Origin of the sequence: Flagellimonas algarum, assembly GCF_040513375.1 — a bacterium.
Classification (GTDB): Bacteria; Bacteroidota; Bacteroidia; order Flavobacteriales; family Flavobacteriaceae; genus Flagellimonas_B; species Flagellimonas_B algarum.
In genome coordinates this window covers 1,379,772-1,394,106 of sequence record NZ_JBEVTG010000002.1, presented here as the reverse complement: position 1 = coordinate 1,394,106, position 14,335 = coordinate 1,379,772, and the positions used below count along the sequence as shown (strand labels likewise).

Annotated in this window: 9 protein-coding genes and 1 tRNA gene; 7 read left to right on the top strand and 3 right to left on the bottom strand. The window is 49.1% G+C overall.

The annotated features are described in order from the left end of the window. The first annotated feature begins 167 nt into the window (after positions 1–167). Positions 168–1,904 carry a T9SS type A sorting domain-containing protein gene (locus tag ABV409_RS13680; protein ID WP_353878150.1) on the top strand — a complete coding sequence of 579 codons (1,737 nt, stop codon included), beginning with the start codon at positions 168–170 and terminating at the stop codon, positions 1,902–1,904. Positions 1,905–1,946: 42 nt separating this feature from the next. Here ABV409_RS13680 and ABV409_RS13675 read toward each other — a convergent pair whose 3' ends face one another. The 3 genes from ABV409_RS13675 to ABV409_RS13665 form a co-directional block, all read right to left on the bottom strand. Continuing rightward, complete coding sequence (locus tag ABV409_RS13675; protein WP_353878149.1) at positions 1,947–3,413, bottom strand: glutamate synthase subunit beta; 1,467 nt, start codon at positions 3,411–3,413, stop codon at positions 1,947–1,949. Between the two features lie 8 nt (positions 3,414–3,421). Next, positions 3,422–7,927 (bottom strand): glutamate synthase large subunit, encoded by a 4,506-nt coding sequence (gene gltB, locus ABV409_RS13670; RefSeq protein ID WP_353878147.1) that lies wholly within the window; start codon positions 7,925–7,927, stop codon positions 3,422–3,424. A 299-nt stretch (positions 7,928–8,226) separates the two neighbouring features. Next, entirely contained in the window at positions 8,227–9,369 is a 1,143-nt protein-coding gene (locus tag ABV409_RS13665; RefSeq protein ID WP_353878146.1) for an acyl-CoA dehydrogenase, read from the bottom strand. A 218-nt stretch (positions 9,370–9,587) separates the two neighbouring features. Between ABV409_RS13665 and nhaD the strand changes: the two genes are divergently transcribed. From nhaD to ABV409_RS13635, 6 genes are all read left to right on the top strand, one after another. Further along, a complete protein-coding gene (nhaD, locus tag ABV409_RS13660) occupies positions 9,588–10,913 on the top strand; it encodes a sodium:proton antiporter NhaD (RefSeq protein ID WP_353878145.1) in 1,326 nt (441 codons plus the stop codon). 56 nt (positions 10,914–10,969) lie between these two features. After that, positions 10,970–11,662 carry a MotA/TolQ/ExbB proton channel family protein gene (locus tag ABV409_RS13655; protein WP_353878144.1) on the top strand — a complete coding sequence of 231 codons (693 nt, stop codon included), beginning with the start codon at positions 10,970–10,972 and terminating at the stop codon, positions 11,660–11,662. Between the two features lie 10 nt (positions 11,663–11,672). Beyond that, on the top strand, positions 11,673–12,059 hold the full coding sequence (locus ABV409_RS13650) for an ExbD/TolR family protein (protein ID WP_353878143.1): 387 nt from the start codon (positions 11,673–11,675) through the stop codon (positions 12,057–12,059). Further along, positions 12,060–12,971, top strand: a complete 912-nt coding sequence (locus ABV409_RS13645) for an energy transducer TonB (RefSeq protein ID WP_353878142.1) — start codon at positions 12,060–12,062, stop codon at positions 12,969–12,971. It begins immediately after the preceding gene. After that, positions 12,971–14,182 (top strand): bifunctional folylpolyglutamate synthase/dihydrofolate synthase, encoded by a 1,212-nt coding sequence (locus ABV409_RS13640; protein WP_353878141.1) that lies wholly within the window; start codon positions 12,971–12,973, stop codon positions 14,180–14,182. The genes ABV409_RS13645 and ABV409_RS13640 overlap by 1 nt, the downstream gene beginning before the upstream one ends. 69 nt (positions 14,183–14,251) lie before the next feature. After that, positions 14,252–14,326 (top strand) — tRNA-Val (locus ABV409_RS13635). Positions 14,327–14,335 lie beyond the last annotated feature (9 nt).

Below are 14,335 nucleotides of genomic sequence, written 5' to 3'. Positions count from 1 at the left end.
TGGCCCTAACCAAATAAATATATTATAAAGTAAGAAAAAGACTACATAATTCCGTAGCTTTGGCCCGTTCCAAATTCCCATTCCCTCCCCCAACCTCTACTATCAATCCCCCGAATAGCGTTTTTGCTATGGTATGCGGTCTGTAACTCACTAAACCATATACCATTATGAAGGGAAAACTACTAGTTCTATTGCTAATCGCCATGACGATATCGCAAATGCAGGCCCAATCTTGCAATTGCGACGTTACCTTGACGGGACTCAAGCAAACCTCATTGAACCTGATTTGGGCATCGCAGACCAACTATGCTCCCGGCGATACCATTTGCATTCCGGCAGGAAGCTATCGCGGTCTTCGTTTTTACGATTTTGAAGGAACGGCTGCCGCACCTTTGACCATTATCAATTGCGGGGGTAAGGTCGAAATCACGGAGACCCAGTATTCTGGGATCGCCTTTAAGAACAGCAAACATATCCGATTGACCGGAACGGGGGATTCCGGGTTCACCTATGGCATCCATATCGCTGAAACGACTTCAGGGGCTTCGGTCGGCGTGGGCTTGGAAGACTTAAGTACCGATTTTGAAATCGACCATATCGAGATCGAAAATACGGGTTTTGCGGGCATCATGGCGAAAACCGACCCCAGTTGCAGCAAGCCCCAAACCTGGCGGGTAAACGGTTTTGTGCTCGAAAACCTGAACATCCATAACAACTACATCCATGATACCGGGGCCGAGGGCATTTATGTAGGGTATACCGGGGGCTATAAGATCAAATCGAATCGGGTGTGCAGCGGTACCTACCGTTTCGCACATTGGTTGAAACATGTCGACATCCACCATAACATCCTTGAAGATATCGCTTGGGACGGTATCCAGGTCAATCTGGTGAATGAAGATGGCAAGATCCACGACAATACGATCGTCAACTACGGAACGGAAGACCGCTATGCCCAAGACTTCGCCATGAGTATCGGTGGCGGAATTTATGAGGTATACAATAACTATATGGAAAATTCGGTGGGGGGCACGGGCCAAGGCATGCAGTTCATCAGTGCCGAGAGCGGAACGAAAATCTACAATAACGTCTTGGTTCGTCCTGATTTCCATGGTATTTTCATGCATAACCGCCATGAGTTCGACGACCAAAATGAAGGCTATTACATCGTGAACAACACGATCATCGAACCCGACGATTCAGGCACGTACTACAACACCGTTATTACCCAGACGAACGATCCCAACAAACTTTACGATACCCAAGAGCAGGTGCCGACCTATTTCGTGAACAACCTGATCGTGGATCCTGGAAACGATCATGGGGCAGGCAACACCTGGAAGGGTGATCAGGAGAGTTATTTCGATTTCAATAAGCGTATTGAACGCGATAGTTCGCTCAGTCGTATTTATATCAATTTGATGACCCGACAGATGGATACCTTGGGACTGACCGATATCGTCAATGACGATTACAGTCCGTTCGATACCGGCTCCGACCTTGTAGAGGCTGGCTCCGATGTTTCGGCCTGGGGCATCGGTTTCGATTGTACGAACTTGACCAGACCCCAAGGGACGGGCTATGATATCGGCGCTTATGAACTTTTGATCGGTACCGCGCTGAGTGCCGATCTGCCCGATGATATCGAGCTTTACGACGTGGTCGAAAAACAGGCCTTCGATCCGTTGATCTATCCGAACCCGGTGCGATCTAGGTTCCGTATCGGGAATGTCGCCGATAAGGAAGTGCAATTGCAATTGATCGGCTTCGATGGTCGCATCCTTTTTGAGAAATCACACACCATAGGGACCCCCATAGCAATCGAGGAATTTGCAAGCGGCTTGTATTTTCTTCGGATCATCACCGGTAACGGCAGCATGGTACGCCGCCTGGTCATTCAATAAAAAAGGCCCCGATTTCGGGGCCTTTTTCGACTAATTCAAACTTCAAACCCTGGGGAGGTCTCCCTCTCCTTTTAAGGGCAGTTGAGAGCTGCCCATTAAATACGTGTCGATATGGTGGGCTGCTTGTCGGCCTTCGGCAATGGCCCAAACGATCAATGATTGGCCACGGCGTTGGTCTCCAGCAACGAATACTCCTGGAATGTTGGTTTTATAATCCTGTTCACTGGCTTTGATGTTGGTTCGGTGGTCCATCGCCAGTCCCAATTGTTCTGCAATGGTAGGCTCGGATCCCGTAAAACCAAGAGCCAATAAAGCGAGCTCACAGGGCCATTCTTTTTCGGTTCCGGCCACTTCCCTGAGCACGGGCCGTTGCCCCGGCACAGGCTGCCATTCGACTTCTACCGTGACCAATGCGGTCAGCTTGCCAGCGGCATCGCCCTTAAAGGTTTTGGTCGAAATGCTGAAAAAGCGATCGGCTCCTTCTTCATGCGATGAACTGGTGCGCAAACGCATCGGCCAAAACGGCCAAGGCTGGGCATCGGGCCGGTCTTTGGTCGCCATGGGCATGATTTCAAAATTGGCCACGCTTTTCGCCCCTTGACGGATGGAGGTACCGATGCAGTCGGAGCCGGTATCGCCCCCACCGATCACCACCACGTGTTTACCGGTGGCTTGGATCGCTTCCCCTTCGAAGGGAAGGCCGTCGACACGGCGGTTGTTTTGAGGGAGAAAATCCATGGCCTGTACGACCCCCTTTAATTCAGATCCGGGTATGGGCAAAGGCCGTCTTACCGTGGCTCCCCCACAAAGGGCAATGGCATCGAACTGTTCCGAAAGCTCCTTGGCATCGATATCCTTGCCAATATGGACCCCGGTCTTGAAGGCAATACCTTCGGCTTCCAAGATTTCCAAGCGACGATCGATGACCGATTTTTCCATTTTAAAATCCGGGATGCCGTAGCGCAGCAGGCCACCGATTTTTTCGTCCCGTTCAAAAACGGTAACCGAATGCCCGGCGCGGTTCAATTGTTGGGCCGTTGCCAGCCCTGCAGGCCCCGATCCGACCACGGCGACCGTTTTACCGGTTCGCATTGTCGGAGGCTCCGCTTTGATCCACCCCTTGCTAAAGGCGGTTTCTACGATGTTCTTTTCAATATTCTCGATGGAGACCGGGTCTTCGTTGATTCCCAAAACACAGGCTTCCTCACAGGGTGCTGGGCAGAGCCTCCCAGTAAACTCCGGGAAATTGTTGGTGGAATGGAGGATCTCGGTCGCCTTTTCCCACTTACCGCGATAAACGGCATCGTTAAAGTCAGGAATCAAATTCCCCAAGGGGCAACCGCTATGGCAAAACGGAATGCCACAGTCCATACATCGCGCCCCTTGATCCCGGAGCTCGGGCTCTTTCAAGGGTTTTGTGAATTCGCGATAGTGTTTGATGCGTTTTTCTACCGGGGCGTAGGATTCGATCTTTCGCCCATACTCCATAAATCCTGTCGTCTTTCCCATATCCCTAGTTATAAAATTTCCATTTTTTCATTTTCCAATCGGATCAATGCCTGACGGTATTCTTCGGGGAATACCTTAATGAACTTAGGCAGATACGCTTCCCAATTTTCAAGAATGCGTTGTGCCAGCGGGCTTAGGGTGGCGTTGTAGTGCCTTTCGACCAGGTCGCGCAATTCAGCGATATCTTGATCTTCCTCTACCTTCAGCAAATTCAAGGATTCGCCGTTGCAGTTTTTCTTGAAACTGCGGTCGGCGTCGAGGATGTAAGCGATACCCCCGCTCATTCCAGCGCCGAAATTCCGTCCTACTTTACCCAAAATCACAGCGACACCTCCGGTCATGTATTCACAACCATGGTCACCGATGCCTTCCACAACGGCCTTAGCTCCTGAGTTTCGAACGCAGAAGCGCTCGCCGGCCTTACCGTTGATATAGGCCTCTCCAGCAGTGGCCCCATACAGGGTGACATTCCCAGTAATGATGTTGGCCTCCGGTTGCAAGGTCGAACCATCGGGTACCTTGATGATGAGTTTGGCTCCTGAAAGCCCTTTCCCCAAGTAATCATTGGTATTGCCATTGACCACCATGGTCAGCCCTTTGGTCGCAAAGGCGCCGAAGCTTTGACCGGCAGAACCTGTAAAGTTCAATTTTAAAGTGTTTTCAGGAAGGCCTTCAGCCCCATATATTTTAGAGATTTCGTTGCTAATGATCGCTCCAACGGCCCTATCGGTGTTTTTTATCGGAAAATCCAATGCCGTTTTTTCTTTTCTGAACAAGGCAGGATGCGCCTGTGAAATAATATCGAATTCTATGGACTTTTCAATGTTGTGCCGTTGTGCTTCCGTATGATGGAACTTGGTGCCTTCGGGCACATCGACCTGGTACAAAATCGGCGTCAAGTCGATACCGGCGGCCTTGTAATGGTCAACGGCCTTTTTACGATCCAATTTATGGACCTGGCCAACCATTTCATCCACCGTCCGGAATCCGAGTTTGGCCATGATCTCACGCAATTCTTGGGCGACGAAGTACATGTAGTTGACCACATGCTCGGGCTTGCCCTTGAATTTTTTACGGAGTTCGGGGTTTTGGGTCGCGATACCGACCGGGCAAGTGTTCAAATGGCATACCCGCATCATGATGCACCCAGAGGCGACCAGGGGGGCGGTTGCGAATCCGAACTCCTCGGCCCCAAGCAAACAAGCTACTGCTACATCGCGCCCGGTCTTGAGCTGGCCGTCACATTCAAGCACTACACGATTGCGCAGATCGTTCAACACCAAGGTTTGTTGCGCTTCGGCGATACCGAGTTCCCAAGGAAGTCCGGCATGCTTTAAGGAGGTCAATGGGGAAGCTCCGGTACCTCCATCGAAACCGGAAATCAAGATGACGTCGGCCTTGGCCTTGGCTACCCCTGCGGCAACCGTACCTACACCGACTTCGGAAACCAATTTCACATTGATCCGTGCTTCGCGATTGGCCGATTTCAAATCGAAAATCAATTGTGATAGATCTTCAATCGAATAGATGTCGTGATGCGGTGGTGGTGAGATCAAGCCGACATAAGGTGTCGAATTCCGGGTCTTGGCAATGGCCGGATTCACTTTGGGTCCGGGTAATTGCCCACCTTCGCCAGGTTTGGCCCCTTGGGCCATTTTGATCTGGATTTCTTGGGCATTGGTCAAGTAGTTGCTGGTGACCCCAAAGCGGCCAGAGGCCACTTGTTTGATCGCGCTATTTCGCCAATCGCCCGATTGGTTCTTATAGAAGCGTTCGGGGTCTTCGCCCCCTTCGCCCGAGTTGCTCTTGCCCCCGATACGGTTCATGGCAATGGCCAGGTTTTCATGCGCTTCTTTGCTGATACTTCCGTACGACATGGCTCCGGTTTTGAAGCGCTTGACGATTTCGGTCCAAGGTTCTACCTCTTCGAGCGGAATAGGATCGTAATTCGAGAATTCGAATAGCCCGCGAATGGTCAATAAGCTTTTCGATTGTTCGTTGACCAGCTGGGCATATTCCTTATAGGTAGTCGGTTCGTTGTTGCGTACCGCTTTTTGCAATTTAGCGATGCTCAAAGGATTGAACATGTGTTTTTCACCATCACGTCGCCAGCGGTATTCCCCACCGATCTCCAAATCGAGCTTGGCAGCAATGGCATCGCTTTTGAAGGCTTTGGCATGCCTTTTCGCAATTTCTTTTTCGATTTCATACAAGCCGATGCCCTCGATACGGGTCGGGGTGTTCGGGAAGTAGGTGTCGACCACTTTGGTGTTGATGCCGATACATTCGAACAATTGGGACCCGCGATAGGAATTCAGGGTCGAAATACCGATTTTGTTCATCACCTTTAAAATGCCCTTGCCGATGGCCTTGTTGTAGTTTTGGATGGCTTCTTCAAAGGTGTATTCCGTAATGTCGTGTTCTTCGATCTGTTCGGCGATGATTTCGTTGACCATATATGGGTTGATGGCACTGGCACCGAAACCGAACAACAGGGCAAAATGGTGTACTTCACGAGGTTCGGCCGACTCTACGATGATGCTCAATCGGGATCGTTTCCCCATTTTACGTAAACCGCTGTTCACATAAGAACAAGCCAACAGAGCCGGTATAGGCGCGAATTCGGTACTGATATTACGGTCGGATAGGATGATGATGTTCGTCCCTTGGTCAATAGCATTGGAAGCCTGTGAAAGGATCGAATCCAAGGCGGTTTCCAGGGCGTTGTGCCCTTTTTCGACTTCATAAAGGATCGGAATGGATACTACTTTATAATCGGGACTGGCATCATAGTTCTTGATCTTGTCCAGATCTTCTTTTGAAATGACCGGGTTTTGGATCTTGAGTTTTCGGCAATGCAGCTCGCTGAATTCAAAAAGGTTGTGATCACTGCCCAAAGTGAGGCTGATGTCGCAGATCAACTCTTCGCGGATACCGTCCAAAGGCGGGTTGGTGACCTGGGCGAAAAGTTGCTTGAAGTAGTTGTAGATCAATTGGGGCCGTTCGGATAGGACGGCAATCGGGGTGTCAGACCCCATAGAACCTATCGGTTCCTTACCATGCTGCGCCATTGGTAGGATGATCGTATTGATATCTTCACGGGTATAACCGAATGCGGCGCGGCGTTTTTCCAAAGGGGCCTCGTCAAGGAACAACGGGCAATCGTTGTACGGGATATCCTTTAAATGGACGAGATTGTTTTGCAACCATTGTTTGTACGGATGTTTTTTGGCGATGGTTTCCTTGACTTCTTCATCATTGACGATACGGCCTTCTTCCATATTGACCAAGAACATCTTACCAGGTTCCAATCGTCCATGGTATTCAATATCTTCCGGTTTGAGGTCGACTACCCCGGTTTCTGATGACATGATCACATAGCCTTGTTTGGTAACCGAATAACGCGAGGGGCGCAGGCCGTTGCGATCCAGTACGGCACCGATATAGTTGCCGTCGGTAAAAGGGATCGAAGCAGGACCGTCCCAAGGTTCCATCAAGCAGGAATTGTATTCGTAAAAGGCCCTTTTGTCGGCAGACATATCGGGGTTCTTTTCCCAAGCTTCAGGCACCAACATCATCATCACTTCGGGAAGCGACCGGCCGGTCATCAAAAGCAACTCGACCACCATATCCATGCTGGCGGAATCCGATTTGGCAGGTAAAACGGTCGGTAGTATCGCCTTGATCTCTTCGCCGAACCATTCGCTTTCCAAAAGTTCTTCCCTAGAACGCATCCGAGCGACATTGCCGCGAAGGGTATTGATCTCGCCATTGTGGCACATGTACCGGAACGGTTGGGCCAAATCCCAGGTCGGAAAGGTGTTGGTTGAAAAACGCTGGTGCACCAGTGCAAGTCGCGTGACTACCCGAGGATCTAAAAGGTCTTCATAATAGTTGCTGATATCTTCAGGTACCAAAAGCCCTTTAAAGATGATGATCTTGGTCGAGAGGCTGGGCACGTAAAAGAAAGCGCTTTGTGATAACTTGGAAGCGTTAATGGCGTGTTCGGTGACCTTTCGGGCGATGAACAACTTCAGGTTGAACCTAAATTCGTCCAAATCGCCGGCATGGCCGATAAAAACCTGGCTGACGAAAGGTTCGGTTTCCTTGGCGATCCTGCCGGGGACAGAGCGATTTACCGGAACGTCACGCCAACCGATAAGACGAAGCCCTTGGTTACTGATCTGTTCTTCGAATTGGGAAATACAGTATTCGCGTTGGTTTTCTTTTTTCGGAAGGAACACATTGGCGACCGCGTATTGGCCTTCTTCAGGCAATTCAAATGGACAGGCATCGACAAAAAAAGCGTGGGGGATATCGATTAGGATTCCAGCACCGTCACCGGTCTTTCCATCAGCGCTAACGGCACCCCGATGTTCCAATTTATCGAGGATCTCAAGGGCTTTGTGGATGATATCGTTCGACTTTCTTCCCTTAAGGCTACAAATGAAACCGGCCCCACAGTTATCGTGCTCGAATTCAGGGAGGTACAATCCTTGTTTCTTCAACTTCATCATTAAGATATTTACTCAAAAATATCAATTGGGTTGAATTATATTCAAGGATTTAAAACAAACTCAATAAAATAATCAATGATAGGATTCAATGTGTGTAAATAATGTAATTTGATAATTTGACATAGGTAGAATTATCAAATCCTCAAAATTAAGGGTACCAAGCTACGGATAGGCCCGATTCGTATGTGTCTGCCTGGTGTTTTTAAGGAGTTTTAGCCAAGGATGCCCGATTCTATCGCTGCTCATGGGATAAAACCATACTTTTTCGAAACCTACCCCTAAAAAAAGAGGGGGTGTTAGTCTTTGAGGATGCTCCTTGAGATGACGATTTTCTGTATCTCGGAGGTTCCCTCATAAATTTGGGTGATTTTGGCATCACGCATCAAGCGTTCGACATGATAGTCTTTGACAAAACCATTACCCCCGTGGATCTGTACCGCTTCGACGGCAACTTCCATGGCCGTTTCGGCAGCGTACAACTTGGCCATGGCCCCTGAAAGGTCATAATTATGGCCATTGTCTTTATCCCAGGCTGCTTTGTAGACCAAATGACGGGCCGCTTGTATCTTGGTGTGCATGTCGGCCAACTTGAAGGCGATGGCCTGGTGGTTCGAGATTTCAGTACCAAAGGCTTTTCGTTCCTTGCTGTATTTCAACGCCAATTCATACGCGCCTGCGGCAATGCCCAAGGCTTGTGCAGCGATACCGATGCGACCCCCGGCCAAGGTTTTCATGGCGAATTTGAAACCAAACCCATCTTCGCCGATACGATTTTCCTTAGGAACCTTGACATCGTTGAACATTAAGGAATGGGTGTCGCTGCCGCGAATACCCAGTTTGTTCTCTTTCGGACCGATTTCGAAACCTGGGGTCCCTTTCTCGACGATCACGGCGTTGATGCCGCGATGCCCTTTAGCGACATCGGTTTGTGCAATGACGAGATAAACCTCTGCCGAATTTCCGTTAGTGATCCAGTTTTTGGTGCCGTTCAAAAGGTAATGATCCCCCTTGTCGATGGCCGTTGTTTTTTGGGATGTGGCATCACTACCGGCTTCGGGTTCGGAAAGGCAAAAAGCCCCGATGATCTCACCAGTGGCCAAACGGGTCAGGTATTTTTCTTTTTGGGCTTCGGTTCCGAAGGTTTCCAATCCCCAGCAAACCAGCGAATTGTTGACTGAAACGATGACCGATGCCGAGGCATCCACTTTCGATAATTCTTCCATGGCGATGACGTATGAAAGCGTGTCGAGCCCACTACCGTTGTACTTGGTGTCGACCATCATCCCCATAAATCCAAGTTCCCCCATTTTTTTGACTTCCGCTTCCGGAAATTCCTGGGCATCATCCCGCTCAATTACTCCTGGTAGCAATTCATTCTGGGCGAAGTCCCTTGCCGCCTGTTGGATCATCAATTGCTCTTCCGATAGGGTATAGTCCATAATTTTATCGAATAGTTAAAAATGCAGTGCAAATATACGTCTTAGCTGCTGATTTTTTAAAGAAATCTCGATTTTACAAGGAATCGCTTAATTTCAAAAAATCAATCAAGGGCATTGTAAGGGTATTCAGCAATCCTTATATTTAACAAGGCTGGAAGCCTTTCGATTCTGCATCCGGCCGATCTAACGTAACGACTAAACGAACAAACCAACTTCTAATGGAAACCATAATCATAGTTATTTTCTTGTTAGGGTACCTTCAAATTACCCTCGAGCATAATCTAAAGATCGATAAATTGATTCCCGCCCTGGGTATGATGGCCATTTTGTGGGCGATCATTGCCTTGGCCCATTTGCCCGTATTCGAGGTGAATGCCGAGTTGAAAGAGCTGGAACCCTCGCATATCGATGAGATCCTGCTGCATCATTTGGGGAAAACCGCTGAGATTTTGGTGTTCTTGCTCGGGGCGATGACCATTGTTGAGATCATTGATTATTTCGACGGTTTCGCTACCATTAAGGGGTATATCAGAACGCGGAGCAAGCGCAGGCTGTTGTGGATCTTCTCGATCCTGGCCTTTATCCTTTCGGCCATTATTGACAACTTGACCGCCACGATCGTGTTGATCACGATATTGCAGAAAGTCATTAAAGACCGGGAGACAAGACTTTGGTTCGCCGGTTTGATCATTATCAATGCCAATGCAGGTGGGGCCTGGTCACCGATCGGTGATGTGACCACCACCATGCTCTGGATCGCAGGCAAAGTAAATGCCGGCGCCTTGGTGTTACGGGTATTGGTGCCCTCGATCGTCTGTATGGTCGTACCCACCTTGATCGTTAGTCGCTTCAAGGTCTTTAGTGGAACGGTAGAACTTGACGAACAGGTCGGAGGTTCGAAATCGAAATATGGGCCGGTCATGTTGTATTTAGGATTGGGTTCCATCGTATTCGTACCTTTCTTCAAGACCATCACCCACTTGCCACCTTATGTCGGTATGATGTTCTCCTTGGCCGTCGTGGCCACCTTCGCCGAACGTTTCAGTAATACCAAGATCAGCATCACTTCGGTAAGTGAAGAGCATGATGAAGGAGCACACCACAGTCCGGTACACAGTGCCTTGACACGAATCGAGCTGCCCAGCATCCTCTTCTTCTTGGGGATTTTGATGGCGGTAGCCGCTCTGGAATCACTCGGTTTGTTGTTCAATTATGCTGAAAGTTTGAACCACGCCATTCCGAATACCGATCTCGTCGTGATGTTATTGGGATTGGGTTCTGCGGTAATCGATAACGTCCCTTTGGTCGCGGCCAGTTTGGGGATGTTCTCCGAACCTCTCGACCACCCACTGTGGCACTTCATTGCCTATTCAGCGGGTACCGGTGGTAGCATGTTGATCATTGGATCGGCAGCCGGGGTCGTTGCCATGGGAATGGAAAAAATCGATTTCTTCTGGTATTTGAAAAAAATCGCCTGGTTGGCCGCTGTCGGGTTTATTGCCGGTGCGCTTGTTTTCATAGCCATGCGCGATTTTCTTTTATGAACATAATTATTTTGTGAATTCCCCGTTATTATTGCAACTAAAATTGGGGAACACCTATGATTATTTTTCAAGACCAGATTTCATCTGACGAACTTGCAGCGGAATTATCGGAAGAAAAAACCCTTTCGGTAATGGATTTGATCGTAAACGGCGGTACGGGTAGTATCATTATCATCACCGTCTTGTTCATTCTTCTCTTCGTTGCTTTGTACATCTATTTTGAACGGATTTTCGCCATCAAGGCCGCTTCGAAGATCGACAAGAACTTCATGAACCAGATTCGTGACCATGTCATGAACGGAAAATTGGAAGCTGCGAAGCTCCTATGCGCCCAAACCGATTCGCCTGTAGCACGTTTGACCGAAAAGGGGGTCTCCCGCATCGGAAAACCCTTGGACGATATCAATACGGCCATTGAGAACGCCGGTACTTTGGAGGTCTATAAACTGGAAAAAAACGTTAGCATTTTGGCTACGGTGGCCGGGGCTGCACCGATGATCGGGTTCCTCGGAACCGTGATCGGTATGATTTTGGCATTCCATGAAATGGCAAGTAGTGGCGGCCAGGCTGAAATGGGGTCTTTGGCCTCCGGTATTTATACGGCCATGACCACGACGGTCGCAGGTTTAGTGGTGGGTATCATCGCCTATATCGGATACAACCACTTGGTCAACAGAACCGATAAGGTGGTCCATAAAATGGAAGCCAACGCGGTAGAGTTTTTGGATCTTTTGAACGAACCCGTTTAGTAGCCTATCTATGAAATTGAAGGGAAGAAATAAGGTGAGTCCAGAATTCAGTATGTCATCAATGACGGATATCGTCTTTCTGTTGTTGGTGTTCTTCATGCTGACTTCGAATGCCCCGAATGCTTTAGACCTGCTACTGCCCAAAGCCAAAGGGAAGTCGACCAATACCCAGAACGTTTCGGTGACGATCGACAAAGACCTGAAATACTACGTGAACAACCAACAGATCAACGCGGAATACATTGAAATTGAATTAAAAAAAGCACTGGAAGGACAAGAGAAACCTACCATCATCCTACGGGCTGAACAGAGCGTGGCCATCAAAGAGGCCGTCAACGTTATGGACATTGCCAACAGGAACAGTTACAAGGTCATCTTGGCGGTGCGGCCAAAGTAAATGGCACTATTAGATACGAGACACAAGAAAAAATCCTTTACACTTACCACTGCGTTACTAAGTGTATTGCTGTTATTGCTTTTTTATATCGGTTTGACCTATATGGATCCACCCGAAGAGAATGGCATTGCCATTAATTTCGGTACTATGGAATTCGGTAGCGGACAACAACAACCTACCGAGCCTATCAAATCTGAGCCGGTCGATATCCCTGAACCACCCGCAGAACCCGAAGTCGAGGAAGAAGTGGTCGAAGAGGTGGTCGAAACCCAAGAGCAACCCCAAGAAACCGTTCCGGAAGAAGTACCCATTGAAAAGGTAGTAACCCAAGAAAGCGAGGAGTCGATTCGTTTGCGCCAACAAAAGGAAGCCGAACGCAAGGCCAGGGAGGCCGAAGCCAAGGCCAAAGCCGAAGCGGAGCGTAAGGAGCGCGAACAACGAGAGGCTGCAGAACGCTTGAAACGCGAACAAGAAGCCAAAAAGAAGAAATTGGACGCCTTAATGGGCGGCATCGGAAAATCGGAGGGCACGGCCACCGGTAGCGAAGGCGACGATACCCGCAATGGTGATAAAGGCAGTCCGCAAGGCAACCCCTATGCGACTACCTACTACGGAGCCCCGGGCAGTGGTAGCGGAACCGGCGGCTATGGGTTGAGCGGGCGTTCCTTGGTCGGTAAGAACGTCGTGCGCCAAGAGTGTAACGAAGAAGGTCGCGTCGTAGTGAGGATCGTGGTCGACCGCAACGGAAAGGTCATCAAGGCCACTCCGGGGGTAAAAGGCACTACCAATACGGCGCAATGCCTTTTGGATCCCGCCCGAAAAACCGCCTTGTCCTATTCGTGGAACGTCGATGCCAAAGCACCCTCACAACAAATCGGTTTTGTGGTGGTGAACTTTAAATTGGGCCAGTAGTGACCTATAAGGAAACCTTGCAATGGATGTTCGCCCAATTGCCCATGTACCAGCAAAAAGGGGCCGATGCGTATAACGCCAAGTTAGATAACATCCAAGAATTTTCCTCCTATTTGGGCGAACCCCATACCCAATTCAAAAGCATCCACGTTGCCGGCACCAACGGTAAGGGCTCTAGCAGCCATATGTTGGCTTCGGTATTGCAAGAGGCTGGGTATAAGGTCGGATTGTATACCTCTCCCCACCTAAAGGATTTCAGGGAGCGCATTAAGATCAGCGGTAAGGGCATCCCTAAAAAAGAAGTCGTATCCTTTATCCATGACCATAGGGAGTTTTTGGAATACCGCCAGCTGTCCTTTTTCGAAATGACCGTGGGCATGGCCTTTGCCCATTTTGCGAAGCAGCAGGTCGACGTAGCCATCATAGAAGTAGGTTTGGGAGGACGTCTCGATTCTACGAACATCATTCGACCCGAAGTATCCTTGATCACCAATATCGGATTCGATCATATGGACCTCTTAGGGAATACGCTGCAAAAGATCGCTCTGGAAAAGGCCGGCATCATTAAAAAGGAAGTGCCCGTCATCGTCAGTGAAACCCAGGCCGAAACGGCGACGATTTTCCAATTGGTGGCCGCCCAGCATCAGGCCGAAATTACCTTTGCCGACCGCTCGGTGAAGGAATCCTATGCTACGGACCTATTAGGAAACTACCAAGAAAAGAATGTAAAAGGGGTTGTTGCCTGTGTGGAAAAGTTGGTCAATTTCAAAGTAAGCGAAGCCGAATTGAAGAAGGGACTGCGCAAGGTAGTGACCAATACCGGCCTATTGGGCAGGTGGCAGCAATTGGGCGACCGACCGTTGGTGATCTGCGATACGGCACACAACAAAGAAGGCTTACAAGGGGTCTTGGCGCAATTAAAGGAACAACGGTTTCGAAAGCTGCATCTCGTGTTGGGCTTCGTTCAGGAAAAGGACTGGCAAAGCATGTTGCAACTGTTCCCTGAGGGGGCGAAATACTATTTCGTGTCACCAAAGGTGCCACGGGGGCTCGATGCCGAACTTTTGGCCGCTGAAGCCAAAAATTCCGGACGATTGGGCAAGTCCTATGGGTCGGTTAAAAAGGGTTTGGAAAAAGCTTTGGAAAAAGCAAAAAAAGACGATTTGATCTATGTCGGTGGCAGTACCTTTGTCGTGGCCGAAGCGCTTTGAATATTTTGCGGTTTTTCTTTTATCCAAAAGAAAAATGATGCTATATTTGCACTCCCTATTTGAAAATTAGGGCTCTTAGCTCAGTTGGTTCAGAGCACCTGCCTTACAAGCAGGGGGTCACTGGTTCGAATCCAGTAGGGCCCACAACAAAAA

What these genes read in the sequence shown, in the direction of transcription:
- ABV409_RS13650 (WP_353878143.1), top strand. Translation starts at nt 11,673, where the DNA reads ATGAAATTGAAGGGAAGAAATAAGGTGAGTCCAGAATTCAGTATGTCA.
- ABV409_RS13655 (WP_353878144.1), top strand. Translation starts at nt 10,970, where the DNA reads ATGATTATTTTTCAAGACCAGATTTCATCTGACGAACTTGCAGCGGAA.
- ABV409_RS13675 (WP_353878149.1), bottom strand. Translation starts at nt 3,413, where the DNA reads ATGGGAAAGACGACAGGATTTATGGAGTATGGGCGAAAGATCGAATCC.
- ABV409_RS13645 (WP_353878142.1), top strand. Translation starts at nt 12,060, where the DNA reads ATGGCACTATTAGATACGAGACACAAGAAAAAATCCTTTACACTTACC.
- ABV409_RS13665 (WP_353878146.1), bottom strand. Translation starts at nt 9,369, where the DNA reads ATGGACTATACCCTATCGGAAGAGCAATTGATGATCCAACAGGCGGCA.
- nhaD (WP_353878145.1), top strand. Translation starts at nt 9,588, where the DNA reads ATGGAAACCATAATCATAGTTATTTTCTTGTTAGGGTACCTTCAAATT.
- gltB (WP_353878147.1), bottom strand. Translation starts at nt 7,927, where the DNA reads ATGAAGTTGAAGAAACAAGGATTGTACCTCCCTGAATTCGAGCACGAT.
- ABV409_RS13680 (WP_353878150.1), top strand. Translation starts at nt 168, where the DNA reads ATGAAGGGAAAACTACTAGTTCTATTGCTAATCGCCATGACGATATCG.